A 19,532-nucleotide genomic window follows, 5' to 3' on the forward strand; every position below is an offset into this window, starting at 1 on the left:
AAACTTCCGCTAAAGAAGGACCAGCTTCTTCGAAAAGACTTCGATAGAAGTTTTTCTTATTAACCTTTCTTCAGGAGTACTGATTCAGGAACTTTCTGCGCGCCTTTTTCCATTGCTGCTCCATCTGCAATAGTTGCGTAACTCCATTGACTCTATATCCTGGCTGTTTCCCATATATCCCTGTAATTTCACGTAAAGCATTATCAGGATAACGCAGTAACTGAAACACCATCTGTATTTCTTGATCGGATAATGGTTTTATTTTTTGATACGCTTCGATCGTATCATAATAGACTCTCCTGCTATAACCGTGTAAGAAGAGTAAGCGGTGCAAAATCTGGACTAAGTCAACTAGCTGCATATCTGGAGCAACTGTATCTAGGTCAATCAGATAGCAACTTCCCGATTCTTTTATTAAAAAGTTGTGACTGGCTACATCACGATGAGCAAGCGTCCCCAAATCTATGGCGTGTTGCATCTGCTCTTGAATGGGCATGTGATGAACAAGCTGCATAACTTCGTACCCATCTCTTTTTATCTCTTTTGATAGGTTACTGATTATGGTCTCTAAACGGTTCTGAGGACCTTTTACACTAATTTTTTTTGAAATTTTTTGGAATTGGTCCAATCTTCGTTCCCATTTTTCTAAAAGCGGAGGTCTGCCCTCATTGTTAACTGTCGTAGGATCAGGAGGAAATCCCTCTGCTGCCCGGTGAAATTTCGCTAACGTCGCAACTGACTTTTTAATATCGGATTTCGAAGAGTATGTCGCTTCCCTACCATGAATTGTCTTCATGACTGTGAAAAAACGATTTCCTATAGGCTCCACCCAGTGATGACTACGATTCCCCACATACTGTACCGTCTGAAAAAACCCTTGATCCAATAATATATCTGACAAATTCGTTACCCACAAAGCCTTTTCTTCATTCCTGTATTCCTTAACGATCCAGTCGCCTCGGTCAGTTTTAATAGAATAAACGCTCCGTAGTGGTTTAACAGAATGTATCTTGCAGCGAAAGGCGTTTTCAAGAGCTGTTATTGTATAACTATCCATACAATTACTCAGTACGAAGAGGACGAGGATTCATCATGTCCTCTATCCCAGCGTGGCCAGAGATCCTGTGTGGTATGGTACGGAGTAGGTGGAGGAAAAGCGTGTGAATCTCCTTGACCAGGATAAGGCATTCGTTGTTCATACTCCATCATCGGAGGTACAGGATAGGCTCGATGAGGCGGACAATAGGAATACGGATCGTAATGGTGTCGATGACGTCTTCCGTAATAATCTTGACCAGCTTCCATGCTGTCGCAACTCATCTCTTTTTTCCTAGCAGTCGGGTATCTTTCTTCGCACACTTCTTTTTTCGCTTTTTTCATACTACTGGAGCTAGATATTGTACAATCAACAAAAGACGTGGACTCTGGTTTGCTTAATGACTCACTCCATACATTAGTAGATGAGTATGAATCAGGGCACGGATGCATCTTCATAGGTGGAGGGCACACTGGCATACGTGGCTCCGGTGGACAATACGGTATTGGGATTGGGATAGGGATTGGGAACGGCATCATAGGTGGTACAGGTCTAGGTGGCATTGGTCTTGGCGGCATTGGTCTCGGCATCTCTTTTTTCGGTGGGAGGGGGAACGGCATCGGTCTTGGCGGCAGTGGTCTAGGCATCTCTTTTTTCGGTGGTAGTGGCTATGGCATCGGTCTTGGCGGCTTTGGTCTCGGCATCACTTTTTTCGGTGGTTGTGGCTTTGGCATCGGTCTTGGCGGCATTCGTCTGTGCATCTCTTTTGTCGGGGGTAGTGGGAACGGCATCGGTCTTGGCGGCAGTGGTCTAGGCATCTCTTTTTTCGGTGGTAGTGGCTATGGCATCGGTCTTGGCGGCATTGGTCTTGGCATCTCTTTTTTCGGTGGGAATGGGAACGGGAATGGAATAGGTGGTAACGGTATCCTTGGTCTTTCCTTCATAGGCGGTAGTGGCATCATTGGTGGGACAGGCGTTTGTTCTGGTGCTGGCATCATTGGAGATGGAGTCATATCCTCATCAAGATTGGGAAGTGGTAATTTAGGCATCATTTCTGGCGAAGGCGTCATATCCTCTGGTGTTTCAAATGCAGGAGGAACTGGTTGTTCTTTTAACGGTGCAGAGGGTACTGGACGCCCCATATTGGGTGGCATTCCCGCCCCGGGTGGAATCGGCATCGCTCTTGTAGGGACTTTCACTTTCATCCCGGGATAAATGAGATCTGGGTTAGGTATCTGGCTATTTAAACGTAGCAATTCCTGAAAATCAACACCATATTTCTTGGCGATTTTCCACATGGTGTCTCCTTTTTGAACGATATGGATTTTCACAAAGTGCCTCTCCTTTCAGCTAAGCTTAGGTCACTACATGGTATGCACCTATAGGCTTTTTGCTCCTAGACATGAGCGGAGATAGGCTAGTGAGAATATAAGGGTTGCATTGGAGAAAATAGATATGAAAACACCTGAGAGCAAGATTCATTACACCTTGCTCACTCCATACACTCACTACTACATATTCGCCTAATTTATCAAAAGACGATTTTTATTGACAATTGATTAAAATAATGCTATTATGAAATTTAGCGTGTTGATTTATTAACCCCCTTCTATAAGAATCAGATTCTTTTTCCTCTGAATCTCTGAATGAATTACTCTCATCCCCAAGATTTCCCACCCTAAACTTTTCAGTTTACCCGTTAAACGAATTGAGACTAATTTATCCAAACAGTATTTTTGCATGACCCGATTCAAACTGGCGCGGTCTTCGGAGCCGCAAGGACGGAAGAGAGGTAGGGCTTTCGTTGTGTTAGGTATCAAAAATGTACAGAACAATTCTGTTCTTTCTCGAATAAAAAGCTGACCATTGAGTAGCTTCCATATATGTCATTTACGTAACCATCTTATCAAGATGATTGTAATTATAGAAAAACACTATATGCTTGGTTTTGACACCAAGTACTCTAGAACAGAAATGTACTCGTAATGAAAAAGAGTCTAATTATATTGGTAATGAACCGATCTCAATGTTACCGAGGATGTCCCTTGTGACATCCCTAGAAGGTCAATGCGCATGATGATAAGAGCCTCATATGATGTTGTGGCTAGAAACGAAATAATCCTCAGAAAAGCTGCCTTTAGAAGGCAGCTTTTCGCTATGGTAAGGCATCATTCTGTACACTCTTCGTGAATTTTGGAATCTATAAAAAATACTTGTCGGATACGAGTATTTTTTAATAGATCATCGTACACGTAAAGAAGAGGACGATTTCAAACTTCTCTTCTTTTTTATTCTGATATCAATAATACACTTTTCCAACAATTACAACTTTATTTATAAATGTTGTTTCAATCACTCTCTTTTTTGTATACTTCAATTAAAGGGAGGTTTCGAAATGGAATTAATATTATCAGTATTTTTATCTTTAAGTATGCTGGCAACTAATGAAATAGGTCTTGAGGCTACTAAAACTTCTGAAGCAACTAAAGTTATGGAAGAAGCACAGGCATCCGTTTCTCCATTCCCACAACAGAAAATGGTGCAACTGCTTAAAAATGAATTAGAAAAAGCACCTACCTATGAAAAATATACGAAGGTATACGCTAAGGCTGCCAAAGGTGGAGAAAAAATTGCAACCGTTACATCAGACGGTCTAGAAACACAAAATACGGCGGAAGCTGGTGACATGCTGGTAAAAAACCAGACTGATGCTGAAGAAATGTACATTTTAAAGAAAGATAAATTCGGTAAAAGATACAAACTGATTGGTCAATCTACAGATGGCTTCCAAGAATATCAAGCAGTTGGTGAGATTAAAGCCGTTCATGTAACACCAGAATTACTTAAAACATTAAAAGTTGGCAATGAGTTCTATTTTATTGCCGCTTGGGATGAAAAGATGGTTGTAAAAGAAGGCGATTATTTGGTTTCACCGACTGACTACTCCGAGGTATACCGTATTGCTAATAAAGAATTCTTTGAGACATACCGATTAAAAAAATAGTTGTGTTCAAGCTTTGCAAAAAAGACTCAGATATAGATAGGTACCATTTCTATATCTGAGTCTTTCTTATTTTATATAGGAGCTCGGGCCAGCACTACTCCACTTTTGCAACTATCGGACTCTAGACTTACTCTCTCCAAGTGCAGCAGCTTTTTTTTTCATTTCTAATCCTCCTCGATAACCGGTCAATGAACCGCTTTTAGCAATGACACGGTGGCAAGGGATTAATATTAATACAGGGTTTGCACCAATTGTGGCTCCAACCGCACGAACTGCAGCAGGATGTTGAATAAGCTCTGCGACATCCGTATAGGAGTAGGTTTGTCCGTATGGAATCTCTTTTAATGTATTCCAGATCAACATTTGAAATGGTGTACCTGTAAAATCAACTGGAAGTGTAAATTCATGACGTTCTCCCTTAAAATACTCCTCAAACTCTTTCATATATGGTTGTAATTTGAAATCATCCTGGAACAAACTATAGGCAGGGAAATGTTTTCCGACCCAATCTGCCATTACTTCAAAAGGTTGACCAGGAGAACCGACGTAACAAAGTCCCTTCGTTGTCGCTGCCATAAAAAATCGCCACTGTTCATGAACAAAAAGCGTCCAGAAGATAGATAAATGCTTACTTTGTTCCATTGTCCTACGCCTCCCTATGATCCTTTTGATTTTGCAGCTTCTGATATTGTTTCGGTGTATAGCCTGTCATCTTTTTAAACGTACAATGCAAATGATAAGGGCTACCATGGCACATATCAGCCAGCCTCATAAGTGTAAAAGGCTCATGATAATTCATGTCTATCACATGTATAATCTGCCGAGTCCAATCCTCATCCGGCAGACGTAATCCATTAGGTTTACATCGTTTACAGGGACGAACCCCCTCTGATAATGCTTCATTTGCATTCCTGAAAAGAAGTACGTTCTCTTTTTTGGGAGCTCGAGATTTACATGAGGGACGACAAAAAATACCTGTAGTCTTTACCGCATAATAAAATGTGCCGTCATAGGACGCTTCATTCTCCACAATTGCTTGCCATTCCTCGTCTGTCATTCTCCTGGAATGACTACCTTCTTCATTGTTTTCATGTGTATACAGCGGCATCTTGCTGCCCGTTGATTTCGGTTTGTTATTCATGAAATCACCTCTACGACTAGTATAACGCGAGCATTAGCAATACGTACGGTTTATCGAACGTAATAGCAAGATTACGAAATTATTCTATTGTAGAGAAGCAGAACAAAAAAATAGTGGATCAGCTATGATTGGTTAACCATAGTGTCCACTATTTATTCATGGCTATATAAGCCAATTTAAAAGTTAAGGTTGTCCTTATTCTTGGGACTCTTAGTAAACCTGTACGCCTTCGACTTCCACCACACGACGGAATTCTTCTAGCAATTGTTTGTTAACAGGACCTGGTTTACCATCCTTGATTGTACGACCATCTACTTGTACTACAGAAATAACTTCTGCAGCCGTACCAGTCAGGAATACCTCATCGGCAATATATACATCATGGCGAGTAAATGGAGTTTCTACGACTTCAAAGTTGAGACGCTTCGCAATGTCAATGATTGTTTGACGAGTGATTCCATCAAGTGCTCCCAGATATGTTGGTGGTGTATAAATAACTCCTTTTTTTACAAGGAAGATATTATCCCCAGAGCCTTCCGTAACATATCCTTCACTATTTAACATCATCGCTTCGCTTACGCCAGCCATCGTTGCTTCCATACGTACCATAACGTTATTCAGGTAGTTAAGTGACTTAATTTTTGGATTAAGAGCGTCTGGCTTGTTACGGCGTGTTGGAACTGTTACAATTTCCATTCCTGTATCATATACTTCTTGAGGGAATAGACGAAGTTGCTCCACAATAATAACGATATTTGGTTTCTTACATGTGCGAGGGTCCAAGCCAAGATCTCCATCGCCACGGGAAATAACTAAACGTATATAAGCATCTTTCAGTTTATTACGTCTAATTGTTTCAACCACTGCATCCATCATTTCTTCAATTGGCATGCCAATCTCTAGCATAATAGATAGAGCAGATTCATACAGACGCTCAATGTGCTCTCTTAAACGGAATACGTTTCCGTTATAAACGCGGATTCCTTCAAAAATACCATCACCATACAGAAATCCGTGGTCATAAACAGATACCTTTGCATCTTTTTTCTCAACAAATTCCCCATTTAAGTAAATCAATTGCTGTCCCATGATAACTCCATCCTTTCGAATCTGTGTAACCTAGTATCTCTTCAAGTGATGTTACGTTTTTTGACAGATAAATTTACGAATTCTTATCTGCATAAGTGCAACTAATGCTTTTCCTGCGCCAAAGGCTTGGCAAAGCTAAGTTTTCTAATTAGTATAAGGCTCCCCAGTACTATCGTCAATTCTTTTCATCTATAGGCCTATAGGAATACACAGGGTAACTACCTAAAACACGTACCTGACAACCTAACGCTTCTATTTCAGCAAAGGCTCCTGGCATTAATACATCATCCAGTTTATTGACCAGATCAAGTACAAAATGATAACTTCCTAACGCCTTTTTAGTGGGGCGTGATTCGATACGTGTTAAGTTAATTTTTCTCCATGCAAAGGCAGCTAGTACTTGGTATAGAGCTCCAGAATAATCTTCGGGAAGCGTAACTAAAATGGTCGTTTTATGCGCGTCCGATGAAGGTAATTCCAACGGCTTAATTCCAACCAGGAAAAACCTCGTCACATTGTTCGAATAATCCTGAATACTTTCACTAGCCATTTGCAACGGATAGATTTCTGTATTTAATCTGGTTCCTACTGCTGCCCAAGGTTCTTCCGGATGTTCACTTACCAGTTTTGCTGCCTCGGCAGTACTGTTTGTATATTCAATTTGTACGTTAGGTAATACCTCTTTTAAATACAAACGACATTGCGCTATTGCATGTGGATGTGATAAAACCTTCTGAATATCCTGAATATCAAATTTTTCTTTTTTACTAGAGACCAGCAAATGTTGTGTAATTGGCAAAGCTATTTCCGCCAGAACTGGAAGTTCCTCTCCATGAATCAACCAGTCTAACGTCAAATTTACTGTTCCCTCAATTGAGTTCTCAATCGGTACCACGCCAATATCGTTTTTTCTCTGCAAGACGGCTTCCAGTACATCTATGATATTGGCATACGGTTGAAAGGTAAACCCTTTGGCGATCGGTAAAGAGCGTGCTGCTTCCTCCGTAAAAGTACCAGATGGTCCCAAAAATGCTAACGATCTTCCCATGGTTCCCCTTGCTCCTATCTGGTTAGTTTTTATGCATTATGCTTCACAACAGGGGATATGTCAATGGACACTCCTATGTCATCAGGAGATAGCGTCATGCTCTGATAACTAATTTCATGTTGTTGCATAATTTTATCTACAAAACTAACCAAGCTCTCTCCTGCATCCTCATCCTCATAAAAGCAGAGAATGGTAGGACCTGCACCAGAAAGAGCAGCTCCAAGCGCACCATTTTCTACTGCACCCGACACGATTTCGGACAAGCCGGGAACAAGTTCAGTGCGATATGGTTGATGCAACTGGTCCTGCATGGCTGTACGAAGCAACTCTAGTTTATCTTGTGCGAATGCAGCCACGAGTAATCCTGTACGCGACAGATTATAGATAGCTACTTCCCGTGCGTATGATTCTGGTAAAGCGGATCTCGCCTTATGTGTGGGTAGTTCGAATTCTGGAATAACCACCAATGTTTTTAAGCGAGATGGCACTGTGAATCTGGCAAACGGGACTTCCTCGTCCTTATTCTCTGGTAAAGCAGCTACGATAAATCCCCCAAAAAGCGAAGCACCTACATTATCAGGATGACCTTCCCAATTACTCGCAAAGGTAAAGATCTGATTACGGGTAAACGGCTCTCCTGCCAGGCTATTAGCTGCTACAAGAGCGCCCACCAATGCGGCTGCACTGCTTCCAAGTCCGCGGGTTAGCGGAACCTCTGACGATACTTCGATTCGAAGTTCAGGAATAGGAAGGGCGGCCTGCTCATACAAGAAGGCCGCTGCTTGATAAAGCAGATTACTTTTATCTCGGGGTAAGCTTTGTAACTCTTCTCCGTGTGGATGAACACTGGTCTCTTCTGCTACACACATAGATACGGTTGTGTAAAGTTGAAAAGCTAGCCCTAGTGCATCAAATCCCGGACCCAGGTTAGCAGTACTCGCTGGTACACGGACAGTTACTTTCTGATTAGACATGATGCTACACCCCTACTTTATTGTTAATCAAACCTAGAACAGCACCCCTTGTCGCTGGAACTTTTACAGGTTCATTTGCAATCGTTTTGATTGCGATATCAGGATCTTTTAAACCATGACCAGTCAGCACGCAGGTAATTGTAGTACCTTTTTCCAGCTTTCCTGCACGGTGCAGCTTGATAACTCCTGCCACCGATGCCGCAGAAGCAGGCTCGCAGAAAATCCCTTCATTTTTAGCTAAAATCTGATAAGCTTCCAAAATTTCTTCATCCGTTACACTGTCGATCTGTCCGTTTGATTCTTTTAATGCTTGCAGTGCCCCATCCTTGCTTGCAGGATTACCGATACGAATAGCAGTTGCAAGGGTTTCTGGATTTTCGATTGTATAGCCCTTAACAAGCGGTGCTGATCCGGCAGCTTGGAACCCGAACATACGTGGAAGAGAGGAGCTTCTTCCCGCTGCCTGGTACTCTTTGAATCCTTTCCAATATGCTGTGATGTTACCTGCGTTCCCTACAGGAATCGCTAAGATATCCGGTGCATCTCCTAATACATCACAAATTTCAAATGAAGCTGTTTTTTGCCCTTCAATCCGATATGGGTTAACTGAATTTACAAGCGTAATCGGCTCTTGAGCAGTAATATCCCGAACGATTTGCAACGCTTCATCAAAGTTACCCTCCACAGCGATTACCTCTGCGCCATATGCAATAGCTTGAGCCAGCTTACCCAAAGCAATATTGCCATCCGGGATCAGTACAATACATCTGAGTCCTGCGCGTGCTGCGTAGGCTGCGGCTGCGGCAGATGTATTTCCTGTAGAAGCGCACATGATCGTTTTGCTTCCCTCTTCTACTGCTTTGGCTACAGCCATAACCATTCCTCTATCTTTGAACGATCCTGTTGGGTTGAGACCTTCATACTTAACGTATAATTCTACATCCCATTCTTTTGATAGGTTTTCCGCATAAATTAAAGGAGTGTTCCCCTCATGTAAAGTAAGCTTCGGTGTTTTTTCATTGATAGGTAGAAATTCCTTATACGAAGAAATGATGCCTTGACGCAGATTACTCATTTTTTTCTCCTCCTTCAACCCGGTAGCAGCTCTTAATTTGATGAATAACGTCCATTCCTTCTAATGTTTGTATTACGACATTCACATCTTGTTGCGTAGCAGTATGGGTTACCATGACAATCTCCGCCTGCCCACTCTCTTGATAGGATTGTTGAATCACTTGATCAAGGCTTACATTTTTCTCCGCCAATAAATTCGTAATCTGTGCCAAGACGCCACGTCTATCCGCTACAATTATACGCATGAAATATTTAGCAAATTTTTTACCATCAGACTTTAACTTCTTTTCCTTGTATGGAGCAACCGTGCCACGCCCGTTAACGCCCAGCTTCATATTTTTCACGACAGTTATTAAGTCGGATACCACAGCTGTAGCCGTCGGCATTTCCCCTGCACCTGGTCCGTAGAACATAGTCTCCCCTACTGCTTCACCATGTACGTAAACAGCGTTGTATACGCCATTTACGGACGCTAGAGGGTGATTTTTCTGGATCATGGTTGGTTGTACGCTTACTTCCACCTCATCATCATCACGTCGAGCAATACCAAGTAATTTCACTTCATAGCCCAGCTTTTTACCATATGCGATATCTTCCTTGGTTACCTGGCTGATTCCTTTAACCTGTACATCCTCCAAATTCATTGGAACACGGAAGCCAAGTGTAGAGAGGATCGCCATTTTACGTGCCGCATCATAGCCTTCTACATCTGAAGTTGGGTCAGCTTCTGCATAGCCTAGCGCTTGTGCTTCTGCCAGCACATCTTGATACTCTGCGCCCTCTTTACTCATTTTTGTCAAAATGTAATTGGTTGTTCCATTCACAATCCCCATCATTTTGGTGATACGATCTGAAGAAAAGCCTTCAACTAATGCTCGTAGAATTGGAATGCCTCCTGCCACACTCGCTTCATAAAAAACATCACAGTTGTTTTCCTGAGCTTTACGCAAGATTTCAGAACTGTGCAAAGCCATCAAATCTTTATTCGCTGTCACAACATGTTTTTTGTTTTCAAGCGCTTTGATTAAATAATCTTTCGTAGGCTGAATCCCACCGATCACTTCGACAATTATATCAATCTCTGGGTTGTCTAATAGGTCAGCTGGATTTGTTGTGATTTTATCTGGATCAATCGTAATATTGCGATATTTATTCTTATCTTGAACCAGAATTTTATGAATGTTAACACTCAGGCCTGTTTGATTAAAGAGATCCTCCTGATGTCCTTCCACTATGCGAACCACACCTGTGCCAACAGTTCCCAGTCCCATTAACCCGATTTGTACCAGTTTCTTCTCCATGCTCTTTTCCCCCTCAGTTGTATACAGCTTATCCTCTTCCTACTATCAATGCCTTACGTACACCATTCTGTCTCTCTAATAAATCTAGAAACTCGGTGGTTGGCATATTTAAATGTGCCATATCAACTGACATGGCTACATTGGCAATCCCTTGCAATGGTATCGTTTGATTGATCGTCAGGATGTTCCCACCGTTTTCAGCTATGAACTGAAGAACTCTGGATAAGATACCAGAACGATGATCCAGGGTGAGACTGACTGTCATTATTTTTTCGCTCATCATGGAATTAAATGGAAAGATTGCGTCTTTGTACTTATAAAAAGCACTTCGGCTTAATCCCACTCGATCAACTGCCTCATTGACAGTAACTACCTCGCCTGACTCCAGTAATTTTTTTACTTCAATTGTTTTCGCAATTGATTCGGGGAGGATATCTGCTCGTATTAAGTAGAATTTCTCATCTTTCTTACTCATATGTCCTCCTGGAAGATACAGATGTTTTCTTATAGAGGACATTATACCCCTCCATGTCGCTACTGGCAACCCCAAATCTGAATCGTACAACCAGCTTCTATTACAATAAGTCTGATTATCCTGTCTTTTTCTCTCTTTCATACATGAAAACTAGAAGCATCGTGTACACTACTTATGCCACATGCTACAGTACTTTTGCTGCCTGTTGATTGTTCAATTTGTTAGGAGGGATATGTACATGGGAGGTCGCGGTAAAGGAGATAAATCTCGTCGTCGCAACCATAGCGCATTTGCAAAACCCGGTTCACTTGATCAATTCGGAAAGAAAATTGATCAACAACGTATGTCATTCACTCCTTATGAACAGCGTGGTCGCGAATTGTAGTTTAGGTAGGATAGGAAAAACCTCTGTCGAAGCCCACTCGAAGAAGCTGGTCCTTCTGTAGCAGATGTTTTTCAACATATCAGGATGTAGTGTTCTGTCATTATTACATGCTGATATAAGCACAAAAAAAGGCACCTTGTTCTCCTGGAACAAGGTGCCTCATTATTTGTCTCGGTTAGAATTTCACCGATTAACGCTACAAGCTTTTATGATAGCTAAGTAGCTCACTTAACTGATCGCTGGCCATATCCGTAATGAGTAGCGTAACGATAGTGCTGTTATCAACGAAGTTTTTATCGGTTACTTTCGTCATTGCAACAACCTGTGTCTTTGTACGAGGAATAACAAAGGATAAATTGACATAATCACCAACTGCCAAATAACCACCCGTACCCATTTGAAACTGATTCTTAGAACAGGCAAGCAAAACACCTTCTCCATTTTCTTCAAAGGGCTTGGCTCCCATACGTTTATAAGGAACACTGATAATATAATCAGGGTAAGCCATCACATCCGGGCTATACTTTTCAGTAGTCGGGTTATGATCATCTTTTTCGCTGTTAGTAGGTACCTTTTTTACTTCAGCTTGTTTTTCTTGATGTTTCTGTTTTTGTACGATCTGTTTTTCTTCCTGTTTCATTTGTTCCCGTGCACGCTGTATCTTTAACTGTAATTTCTGCAAATGTCGTAATTGCTGTTCCTGCTGCATCTGTTTCTCTTCTTCTACAGGTAACAAACCAATAATCATGACAGGCCATGCTTTATGCTCAAGAATAACTTCATAAGTTCGAATAGAATCACGGGGGGCATCTATTAGTCGGATATGATATCTATTTCCTACACAAGTTGTCCCAGGCTCGTTTTGCACAAAAGAAAGCATGATATAATCGCCTTTCGCATGTTCAACAATCGCCTCTTGCAAAGTTAACTCCCGTTCTTTGGAAATGATCACCATCGTTCCACGTTTCATTAAAGTTGCTTTATCACGATCTATCATTTTGTCACTCTCTCTTATGAATCTACTCTGTAAATTCAAACTCAAAGTCTCCAATTTGTACGGTATCGCCATCCTTGGCACCTTTATTACGCAGCGCCTGATCAACACCCATTGTTCTCATTAGGCGAGCAAAGCGCTGAATAGAATCGTAGCTGTTCAAATTCGTCATTTTAACCAGCTTCTCCATCTTATCTCCCGTTACGACGAAGACTGCTCCATCCCGGTGAATCTCATACGGGATTTCTTCCGGTTCCGCTTTATATACAACACGTTCTTCTACTTCAGCTACCTCTTCAACTTCCACACGCTCTGGTATAGTTTCAAGCGTATTTGCAATGGCATACATCAATTCTTGCAGCCCCTGGCGAGTTACACCGGAAATCGGATAAATCTCTAAATCCGGGCATTTTTCACGGAAGCTTTTCAAATGTTCCTCTGCTTCAGGCATGTCCATTTTATTCGCTGCAATGATCTGAGGCACTTGCTCTAGGCGAACGTTATATTTTTTTAGTTCTTCATTAATCTGTACATAATCATCATATGGATCGCGTCCTTCTGTTCCAGCCATATCAATGACATGGACAATCAGACGAGTACGCTCAACATGACGTAAGAATTGATGTCCAAGACCTACACCTTCATGAGCACCTTCAATCAAACCTGGAAGGTCAGCCATAACGAAGCTTTTCTCACCTAAATCAACAACACCTAGTTTTGGGCTTAATGTAGTGAAGTGATAAGCAGCAATCTTTGGCCTAGCAGCCGTGACAGAAGAAAGAAGAGTGGATTTACCTACGCTAGGATAACCTACCAATCCTACGTCAGCAATTAGTTTAAGCTCCATTCGAATATAACGTTCTTGTCCTGGTTCTCCGTTTTCAGCAATCTCTGGTGCTGGGTTCGCAGAAGTGGCAAAACGAATGTTTCCACGACCGCCACGGCCACCCTTGGCAATAATAGCACGTTGCCCATGTTCTACTAAATCTGCAATAACTTCTTGCGTATCATCATCATACACAGTCGTGCCCGGTGGAACACGAACAATCATATCTTCTGCTCCAGCACCATGCATACTTTTAATTTTTCCATGCTCTCCACGGGTAGCTTTAAAGTGGCGTTGGTAGCGGAAATCTACCAGCGTGCGTAGTCCTTCGTCGACGATAAACACTACATTTGCTCCTCGACCGCCATCTCCACCTGCTGGTCCACCCATAGGAACATATTTTTCACGGCGAAATGAAACAGCTCCATTCCCGCCATCTCCACCTTTTACGTACACTTTTACTTGATCGACAAACACGTAAGTCACCTCTCTACATTTTGCAAGGAAAGCTTATTTCCGCATTCCAGCTTGAGTTGGTATGTAACTGTTCACTTGTGAGCTTAGCCATACCATTAAGATCATGAATAAGCTTTTCCACTTCCCCTGCAACTGATGCAGAGACCTGTCCTTCAAGGTCAAAATTGGCAATGATATGATCCTCGGATTGGAACAGTGTTACCAATAGGTTGGGATGCTCATCTTGTTCAGAAAGCAAGTGTGAACGTAGCAGTTCAATGCTCTTGCTAATCACATCATAAAAGCCTGCATGTGTGATTGCAAGCTGCCCCGCATCCACTTGATTTCTCATTTCTACTTCTAGTGCTACATCTTTATGCATGGCATTAAAGGTCATTAAATAAGCGGACAACTTCGAACAGTTCATCCGAGCAATCATACTATCTTGTTGTGATTCTTGTATGATTCTTCCCAAGTAATGTTCTCCGTCCTGATAGCGCCCTAACTTTATGTAAGAATGGATTACCTGAAAATGATTTAACCAATCATGACGCTCCTGATTCAGTACCTGAAGAAGCTGGTCAGCATGCTCGATTATTAGTTTCTGATCGTCCTTCATTTCATCCACCCGACACTTTCATAGTTTCCCCATTATTGTACCATAAGTATAGGCATGAGAAGAAAAACATCTCGGCAAAAAGAAAAACCCAGGCAATATGCGCTGGGTTTTGGCTTTTATCCAATAATTACGCTTCAGCAACAACTGGTTCGATCACAACTTGTTTGCGATCGCGGCCCAGACGTTTGAAACGAACGATACCGTCAGCAGTTGCAAACAATGTATCGTCGCCGCCGATTCCTACGTTAGTACCTGGATAGATTTTTGTTCCGCGTTGGCGAACAAGAATGTTACCAGCTTTAACGAATTGACCGTCTCCACGTTTAGTGCCAAGGCGCTTAGCGATGGAGTCACGACCGTTCTTAGTAGAACCTACCCCTTTTTTCGATGCGAAAAATTGTAGGTCCATTGTGAATAGCATGTTCATCATGAGAGAGCACCTCCTTGCCATTTTGGGTCATTCACAGTAATATATTTTTCGTATTGTTGTGAGATAGCTACTAAGGTAACAACAACGCTTTCAGCAAGCAACTGTTGTTTTCCCTCAAGGTCTGCGTTTTCATGAGGATGGAGAGTCCATCTTATGAAACCACCGCCCTTCTCAGCCATCTCAACGTCTGGTCTAATACCGAGCAATTGATGTACAGCATTCAGGGTACCGATACTAACTGCTGATACAGAAGCACATACAATATCTTGTCCATGCTTCCCTGCATTCGCATGTCCAGCAATCGTCAGCTCTGCAATCCCTGTATCTGTTCGCTTTATGTCAACAGTAACCATAGATTCACCTAATTACGCGTTGATCTTTTCGATAACAACTTTAGTGAATGGTTGACGGTGACCTTGCTTACGACGGTAGTTTTTCTTCGCTTTGTACTTGTACACGATAACTTTTTCACCTTTACCGTGCTTTTCAACTTTAGCTGTTACAGTTGCACCAGCTACAGTTGGAGTACCAGCAGAAGCTTTACCATCTTTGCTTACTAACAATACTTGGTCAAAAGTAACTGTTTCACCTTCAGAAGCAGTTAGTTTTTCGATGAAAAGAGTAGCACCCTCTTCAACTTTGTATTGTTTACCACCTGTTACGATAATTGCGTACATTCTATTGCACCTCCTATACTCAGACTCGCCTTTTGCAGGTGTGACGCAAGATGCGCCAGCTTGCATACCTGATTCGTGCGGTTACAGTATGCTCGTAGGTACAAGCATAGCTGCATGAACTACAATATAATAACATATCGTCTGTGTACCGTCAAGATACGTACTAAATTCGTTGCATTCGCATCTTTACGTCGTAACCTCGTACGTACTCACGCCCTAGCCTTCGTGGCTACGTTAAAAAGCGTTTTGCATCTGCCAAGCTACCTGCATGAACGATGTGGTATTCACTTGGATGTATGGTTCCCTTTTCAATAACTTGTAGCGAGATTCCCCATTCACTAGCAAATTGCTCGGCTCGTTTTTCATCATGTAAATAGGTAACAAGATTAGGATGGCATTCGATTACCACACTTTCAATCTCCTGCATCCGTACCAGAGACTTTGTCTCGCGAAATAGTCGACCAGCCACTTCACGTTCACGAAGAATTCTACCTTTTCCGCCACAGGTAATGCATGTACGAGTCAACGTAGATAACAAGTTTTCTTTTACTTTTTTCCGAGTCATCTCTACTAAACCAAGTTGAGTAAAGCCCATGACATAGCTATTCGTTCGATCATTTGCCAGCGCTTCCTGCAATCTTGTCAGTACCAAATGTCGATTGGAGGCTTGTTTCATATCGATGAAGTCAATGATAATGATTCCACCGATATCCCGTAATCTCAGCTGTCTGGCAATTTCATCAGCTGCTTCAAGATTGGTCGCCGTTACGGTTTCTTCCAGACGTTGACCGCTTTTTCCAGTGAATTTCCCCGTATTTACATCAATGACGGTCATTGCTTCCGTTTGATCGATTACTAGAAAACCACCTTGCTTCAACCATACTTGTCGATACATTGCTTTCTCAATCTCTGTATCAACGTGATACGCCTCTAGAATGGACAGTTTTCCCTGATAAAATGAAATCTTGTCCACCATGTTCACATCAAACACCTTGGCCTGTGCAAGCAACTCTTGATATAGCTTGCGATCATCCACTACCACTTCCGTAATCGTTGACGAGGATAATTCCATCAACAACCGTTTTATTCCCGTTTCAGCTGCATAAATAAGCGTTGGTGCTTTTTTGTCCTTGCACTCCGCCTCTTTGCTTTGCCAGAGTTCACGTAGGTAGGTGAGTTCACGCATAAGAACCTGTTCACTTGCTTCCTCTGCATTCGTTCGCAGAATAACACCTTCATCTGGTTGAAGAGTTTCTTTCGCCCACGCTAGGAGACTTTTACGCTTTTTATCTTCCGTTATTTTTCGTGACAAGGATACTTGCTGACCAAAAGGCAAATAAACCAGTAAGCGCCCGGGCAAACTGATTTCTGTCGTTACACGCGGTACTTTGGTTCCCATTGCTTCCTTACTGATTTGTATGTATTTTTCCTCTCCCACCTGAACAAGTTGACCGATATTCGGCTTTTCTTGCCCCCGGTTTTCTGTCTTCCAGCCAGGTGGAAGTGCTTCATCAATATATAAAAAAGTCTCCTGTTGCTGGTTCGTCTTCACAAATGCTGCTTGCATGGCTGGAAGAACCTTGTGCACTCGGCCTTTGTAAATGTTGCCTACTGCTATCTCATCGTTCGCTGCCTCTGACCATAACTCCGCCAAGCGACCGTTCTCCATAATGGCGATCTTCGTTTCATCTATTTCATTCGTCACGATAATTTGTAAGGTTTCTTGCTTACCTTGCTGCTTTTTGCTCAATCTCTCATCCTCCTGGATGTTTTTCATTCATTGTACCCTATTGGTAACGGATTTGAAAAATTAAAGCAATCGCCCAATACCATCATGCGGATTCCTTCCAAACAGACAGGCATCAAGCAAATCCTCTTCTGTCAGCACTCCACCCTGCTTTCCTCTAACAAAGAAGAGGTGATACTTCCCTTTCTGCATCATGTGGACTGCTTCCCAAATGGTCTGGACTGAAGAAATACTGATTGGTTCCACACGTGTTTTGTCGGGTGTCCTACGTTGTCGTTCCATCAAGAAACGAATAAATTGAAAAGGAAAACGCCTGTATGCCTGACCATTCACGAATGACAGATAAAGTGATACTGCAATTAAATTAGGATGAAACCACTTAAGTCCAATCCCCAACATAAATAAAGCCATAAAAAAACTGATAGAAATAGACGTCAGCACTGCTTGCCGATAGGGAAAACGAGCAGTAAGCAACGCCTGTAAAATACGCCCACCATCAAGTGGCCACACGGGCAATAAATTAAATAACGCGATCATCATGTTACTCTGCATAAAAAATCCGGACCATTCCTCCGTCCAAATTCCCCCCCATTCAAAAATCAGGGAGGCACCTATCATCAATATATTCATAAAAGGACCTGCTAAAGCAATTATTACTTCTTCTAGTGGGCCTGTTGTTCCATTTTCATTCATAATAGCTACCCCGCCAAAAGGTAACAGCTGTATTTCTGTGACATCCCAGCCTACCTCCCTAGCTGCAGCCACATGACCCAATTCATGGATAATTACAATGATAAACAACGTAATCGTCTCCAAAAAATACCCTGTTAAGACTGACACCCCGATAATTAGCCAAAAAAGAATATGAATACGTATGCAGATTCCAGCAATTCGTACGTCATTCAACCGTAATCACGTCCAGAGGATCAATAAAGGAATCACGCTGTTTGACTGATAAATAGAGGTATCTTGTTTCGGGATCTGTTCCAGTAAAGGTTTTTGCTTTGCCCACAATATCCCCTTTTGATAACCAATCATCTACTTTCACATGTACCACTTCCAGATTTCCGAACCAGACCTCTCTGCCATTGGCGTATTGAACAACAACCGTCTTGCCATACCCTGGTTTTTCGCCCACTTCCAGAACCCATCCTGTTTCATTGTTAATTACATCCCCTGTCTGTCCTAAATCAAGTACGATTTTTGCACTATTGGGATCATAAGGCTTTACCACTTTCCAATTTTGAGGCAGATTCCATTTCATTGTCAGAGGTGAAGAAACAGGGATACTCTCTTGTTTAGGAGAAAAAACGGGAAGAAAACTTGGGGAATGACCGATTACCTGTTGATACCAGACAGCTACTCCGTTAAAATTAAAATCACGCGTCATGACTTCCCGAGAAAATTGCTTCCAGGAATGAGGGACGGGAAGCGTGCTTTGGAACACGATATAAGCAATACCAAACAAAATCAAGGACATAATAACTTGTCTACGTAACACATCTCGATACGGCCGATCTGGAGGTGTCTCCTTCCACTCGTGACCGCCAGACAGTTTTTGTTCTTTCCATAACTCTACTGGTGGAGGATCATGCAATTCATCACGATGCGGAGGATATTGGTCTCGTGATTGAAGCACGATCTGTTGCATGCGCTGTCGTCGTCTTTCTTTTGCTTGTTCAACTCTATCAAACATCCGACTACACCTCTTTTCCGGCCAAGCTATACTCGGAGTATATGACTTGTCTAACAGAAATATGACGTAAGAGATGTCGCAATTAAACCGCTTATTAAGAAAAACTTCTATCGAAGTCCTTTCGAAGAAGCTGGTACTTCCTTAGAGGATGTTTTTCATGCATATCAGGAAGTGAGCATTCGAAGTTTATACTTTCTGATACAGTAACAAAAAAAAACAGCCCCTCTGTGAGAGACTGTTCTTTGTATCTAATCTGTCTATTACAGTTTAGCTACGTTAGAAGCTTGAGGACCACGAGATCCTTGAACGATTTCGAATTCTACTTTTTGACCTTCTTCAAGCGATTTGAAACCATCAGTTTGGATTGCGCTGTAGTGTACGAATACATCTTCGCCGCCCTCAACTTGAATGAAACCAAAACCTTTTTCAGCGTTAAACCATTTTACTGTACCTTGTTGCATGGATAAAAACCTCCTAAAAATGTTCGCCCTTTTAGACGATTATAAAATATTCTGTTAACCATCACTTTAAGCTTGTTTTCAAGGAAAAAAAGCCGTGCT

At 42.0% G+C, this 19,532-nt stretch carries 22 protein-coding genes, 2 pseudogenes and 1 other annotated feature; of the genes and pseudogenes, 3 read left to right on the forward strand and 21 right to left on the reverse strand.

The genetic code is table 11. The features are described 5' to 3' along the window. Window positions 1–70 precede the first annotated feature (70 nt). Together LM917_RS01275 and LM917_RS01280 are read right to left on the reverse strand one after the other, a co-directional pair. Window positions 71–1,057: a YutH/CotS family kinase-like spore coat protein gene (locus LM917_RS01275; RefSeq protein WP_232695581.1), complete on the reverse strand. Its 987-nt coding sequence runs from the start codon at window positions 1,055–1,057 to the stop codon at window positions 71–73. Window positions 1,058–1,065: 8 nt separating this feature from the next. Continuing rightward, entirely contained in the window at window positions 1,066–1,320 is a 255-nt protein-coding gene (locus tag LM917_RS01280) for a hypothetical protein (protein WP_232695582.1), read from the reverse strand. 109 nt (window positions 1,321–1,429) lie between these two features. On the opposite strand from LM917_RS01280, the gene LM917_RS01285 reads away from it, so the two are divergent. Beyond that, on the forward strand, window positions 1,430–2,251 hold the full coding sequence (locus LM917_RS01285) for a hypothetical protein (RefSeq protein WP_232695583.1): 822 nt from the start codon (window positions 1,430–1,432) through the stop codon (window positions 2,249–2,251). Window positions 2,252–2,280: 29 nt separating this feature from the next. Here the strand turns inward: LM917_RS01285 and LM917_RS24695 are convergent. Further along, window positions 2,281–2,334: pseudogene (locus LM917_RS24695) on the reverse strand (LysM peptidoglycan-binding domain-containing protein); the annotation flags it as partial. A gap of 1,097 nt (window positions 2,335–3,431) precedes the next feature. On the opposite strand from LM917_RS24695, the gene LM917_RS01290 reads away from it, so the two are divergent. After that, on the forward strand, window positions 3,432–4,040 hold the full coding sequence (locus LM917_RS01290) for a hypothetical protein (RefSeq protein WP_232695584.1): 609 nt from the start codon (window positions 3,432–3,434) through the stop codon (window positions 4,038–4,040). 111 nt (window positions 4,041–4,151) lie between these two features. Here LM917_RS01290 and LM917_RS01295 read toward each other — a convergent pair whose 3' ends face one another. The 8 genes and pseudogenes from LM917_RS01295 to thrR all read right to left on the reverse strand — a co-directional run bounded on the left by LM917_RS01295 (window position 4,152) and on the right by thrR (window position 11,142). Next, on the reverse strand, window positions 4,152–4,682 hold the full coding sequence (locus LM917_RS01295) for a methylated-DNA--[protein]-cysteine S-methyltransferase (RefSeq protein ID WP_232695585.1): 531 nt from the start codon (window positions 4,680–4,682) through the stop codon (window positions 4,152–4,154). A gap of 22 nt (window positions 4,683–4,704) precedes the next feature. Then, window positions 4,705–5,097: pseudogene (locus LM917_RS01300) on the reverse strand (Ada metal-binding domain-containing protein); the annotation flags it as partial. 294 nt (window positions 5,098–5,391) lie between these two features. Then, the gene (gene ilvE, locus LM917_RS01305; protein WP_232695586.1) at window positions 5,392–6,270 is read right to left on the reverse strand and encodes a branched-chain-amino-acid transaminase; all 879 of its coding nucleotides are present in this window, start codon (window positions 6,268–6,270) and stop codon (window positions 5,392–5,394) included. Window positions 6,271–6,445: 175 nt separating this feature from the next. After that, a complete protein-coding gene (gene pheA / locus LM917_RS01310) occupies window positions 6,446–7,318 on the reverse strand; it encodes a prephenate dehydratase (RefSeq protein ID WP_232695587.1) in 873 nt (290 codons plus the stop codon). 29 nt (window positions 7,319–7,347) lie between these two features. Continuing rightward, window positions 7,348–8,292, reverse strand: a complete 945-nt coding sequence (gene thrB, locus LM917_RS01315; protein WP_232695588.1) for a homoserine kinase — start codon at window positions 8,290–8,292, stop codon at window positions 7,348–7,350. Window positions 8,293–8,296: 4 nt separating this feature from the next. Next, window positions 8,297–9,367 (reverse strand): threonine synthase, encoded by a 1,071-nt coding sequence (thrC, locus tag LM917_RS01320; RefSeq protein WP_232695589.1) that lies wholly within the window; start codon window positions 9,365–9,367, stop codon window positions 8,297–8,299. Beyond that, window positions 9,360–10,667, reverse strand: coding sequence for a homoserine dehydrogenase (locus LM917_RS01325; protein WP_232695590.1), 1,308 nt, complete (start codon window positions 10,665–10,667; stop codon window positions 9,360–9,362). Before LM917_RS01325 ends, thrC begins: the two co-directional genes overlap by 8 nt. Window positions 10,668–10,695: 28 nt before the next feature. Further along, complete coding sequence (gene thrR, locus LM917_RS01330; RefSeq protein WP_232695591.1) at window positions 10,696–11,142, reverse strand: transcriptional regulator ThrR; 447 nt, start codon at window positions 11,140–11,142, stop codon at window positions 10,696–10,698. 238 nt (window positions 11,143–11,380) lie between these two features. Between thrR and LM917_RS01335 the strand changes: the two genes are divergently transcribed. Next, window positions 11,381–11,527, forward strand: coding sequence for a hypothetical protein (locus LM917_RS01335; RefSeq protein ID WP_232695592.1), 147 nt, complete (start codon window positions 11,381–11,383; stop codon window positions 11,525–11,527). Window positions 11,528–11,723: 196 nt separating this feature from the next. Here the strand turns inward: LM917_RS01335 and LM917_RS01340 are convergent, their stop codons facing one another. The 10 genes from LM917_RS01340 to LM917_RS01385 form a co-directional block, all read right to left on the reverse strand. Further along, window positions 11,724–12,524, reverse strand: coding sequence for a PilZ domain-containing protein (locus tag LM917_RS01340; protein ID WP_232695593.1), 801 nt, complete (start codon window positions 12,522–12,524; stop codon window positions 11,724–11,726). 22 nt (window positions 12,525–12,546) lie between these two features. Continuing rightward, on the reverse strand, window positions 12,547–13,824 hold the full coding sequence (gene obgE, locus LM917_RS01345) for a GTPase ObgE (protein ID WP_232695594.1): 1,278 nt from the start codon (window positions 13,822–13,824) through the stop codon (window positions 12,547–12,549). Window positions 13,825–13,837: 13 nt separating this feature from the next. Further along, a complete protein-coding gene (locus LM917_RS01350) occupies window positions 13,838–14,422 on the reverse strand; it encodes a Spo0B domain-containing protein (RefSeq protein ID WP_232695595.1) in 585 nt (194 codons plus the stop codon). Window positions 14,423–14,549: 127 nt separating this feature from the next. Beyond that, the gene (gene rpmA / locus LM917_RS01355) at window positions 14,550–14,843 is read right to left on the reverse strand and encodes a 50S ribosomal protein L27 (protein ID WP_232695959.1); all 294 of its coding nucleotides are present in this window, start codon (window positions 14,841–14,843) and stop codon (window positions 14,550–14,552) included. A 5-nt stretch (window positions 14,844–14,848) separates the two neighbouring features. Then, complete coding sequence (locus tag LM917_RS01360) at window positions 14,849–15,205, reverse strand: ribosomal-processing cysteine protease Prp (protein ID WP_232695596.1); 357 nt, start codon at window positions 15,203–15,205, stop codon at window positions 14,849–14,851. A 12-nt stretch (window positions 15,206–15,217) separates the two neighbouring features. Continuing rightward, window positions 15,218–15,529, reverse strand: coding sequence for a 50S ribosomal protein L21 (rplU, locus tag LM917_RS01365; RefSeq protein ID WP_232695597.1), 312 nt, complete (start codon window positions 15,527–15,529; stop codon window positions 15,218–15,220). Between the two features lie 11 nt (window positions 15,530–15,540). Continuing rightward, window positions 15,541–15,622: a sequence feature (ribosomal protein L21 leader region), on the reverse strand. A gap of 136 nt (window positions 15,623–15,758) precedes the next feature. Beyond that, the gene (locus tag LM917_RS01370; protein ID WP_232695598.1) at window positions 15,759–17,279 is read right to left on the reverse strand and encodes an Rne/Rng family ribonuclease; all 1,521 of its coding nucleotides are present in this window, start codon (window positions 17,277–17,279) and stop codon (window positions 15,759–15,761) included. Between the two features lie 60 nt (window positions 17,280–17,339). Continuing rightward, window positions 17,340–18,182 carry a M50 family metallopeptidase gene (locus LM917_RS01375; RefSeq protein WP_232695599.1) on the reverse strand — a complete coding sequence of 281 codons (843 nt, stop codon included), beginning with the start codon at window positions 18,180–18,182 and terminating at the stop codon, window positions 17,340–17,342. Beyond that, window positions 18,175–18,972 carry a M23 family metallopeptidase gene (locus LM917_RS01380; RefSeq protein WP_232695600.1) on the reverse strand — a complete coding sequence of 266 codons (798 nt, stop codon included), beginning with the start codon at window positions 18,970–18,972 and terminating at the stop codon, window positions 18,175–18,177. The genes LM917_RS01375 and LM917_RS01380 overlap by 8 nt, the downstream gene beginning before the upstream one ends. Window positions 18,973–19,232: 260 nt before the next feature. After that, window positions 19,233–19,433 carry a cold-shock protein gene (locus LM917_RS01385; RefSeq protein WP_232695601.1) on the reverse strand — a complete coding sequence of 67 codons (201 nt, stop codon included), beginning with the start codon at window positions 19,431–19,433 and terminating at the stop codon, window positions 19,233–19,235. Window positions 19,434–19,532: the final 99 nt, after the last annotated feature.

Origin of the sequence: Brevibacillus daliensis (genome assembly GCF_021245735.1) — a bacterium.
Classification (GTDB): Bacteria; Bacillota; Bacilli; order Brevibacillales; family Brevibacillaceae; genus Brevibacillus_B; species Brevibacillus_B daliensis.

Excerpts from the sequence above, each read along its gene's own strand:
- LM917_RS01275 (WP_232695581.1), bottom strand. The coding sequence starts at position 1,057 with ATGGATAGTTATACAATAACAGCTCTTGAAAACGCCTTTCGCTGCAAG.
- LM917_RS01280 (WP_232695582.1), bottom strand. The coding sequence starts at position 1,320 with ATGAGTTGCGACAGCATGGAAGCTGGTCAAGATTATTACGGAAGACGT.
- LM917_RS01290 (WP_232695584.1), top strand. The coding sequence starts at position 3,432 with ATGGAATTAATATTATCAGTATTTTTATCTTTAAGTATGCTGGCAACT.
- LM917_RS01295 (WP_232695585.1), bottom strand. The coding sequence starts at position 4,682 with ATGGAACAAAGTAAGCATTTATCTATCTTCTGGACGCTTTTTGTTCAT.
- ilvE (WP_232695586.1), bottom strand. The coding sequence starts at position 6,270 with ATGGGACAGCAATTGATTTACTTAAATGGGGAATTTGTTGAGAAAAAA.
- pheA (WP_232695587.1), bottom strand. The coding sequence starts at position 7,318 with ATGGGAAGATCGTTAGCATTTTTGGGACCATCTGGTACTTTTACGGAG.
- thrB (WP_232695588.1), bottom strand. The coding sequence starts at position 8,292 with ATGTCTAATCAGAAAGTAACTGTCCGTGTACCAGCGAGTACTGCTAAC.
- thrC (WP_232695589.1), bottom strand. The coding sequence starts at position 9,367 with ATGAGTAATCTGCGTCAAGGCATCATTTCTTCGTATAAGGAATTTCTA.
- LM917_RS01325 (WP_232695590.1), bottom strand. The coding sequence starts at position 10,667 with ATGGAGAAGAAACTGGTACAAATCGGGTTAATGGGACTGGGAACTGTT.
- thrR (WP_232695591.1), bottom strand. The coding sequence starts at position 11,142 with ATGAGTAAGAAAGATGAGAAATTCTACTTAATACGAGCAGATATCCTC.
- LM917_RS01335 (WP_232695592.1), top strand. The coding sequence starts at position 11,381 with ATGGGAGGTCGCGGTAAAGGAGATAAATCTCGTCGTCGCAACCATAGC.
- LM917_RS01340 (WP_232695593.1), bottom strand. The coding sequence starts at position 12,524 with ATGATAGATCGTGATAAAGCAACTTTAATGAAACGTGGAACGATGGTG.
- LM917_RS01350 (WP_232695595.1), bottom strand. The coding sequence starts at position 14,422 with ATGAAGGACGATCAGAAACTAATAATCGAGCATGCTGACCAGCTTCTT.
- rpmA (WP_232695959.1), bottom strand. The coding sequence starts at position 14,843 with ATGCTATTCACAATGGACCTACAATTTTTCGCATCGAAAAAAGGGGTA.
- LM917_RS01360 (WP_232695596.1), bottom strand. The coding sequence starts at position 15,205 with ATGGTTACTGTTGACATAAAGCGAACAGATACAGGGATTGCAGAGCTG.
- rplU (WP_232695597.1), bottom strand. The coding sequence starts at position 15,529 with ATGTACGCAATTATCGTAACAGGTGGTAAACAATACAAAGTTGAAGAG.
- LM917_RS01380 (WP_232695600.1), bottom strand. The coding sequence starts at position 18,972 with ATGTTTGATAGAGTTGAACAAGCAAAAGAAAGACGACGACAGCGCATG.
- LM917_RS01385 (WP_232695601.1), bottom strand. The coding sequence starts at position 19,433 with ATGCAACAAGGTACAGTAAAATGGTTTAACGCTGAAAAAGGTTTTGGT.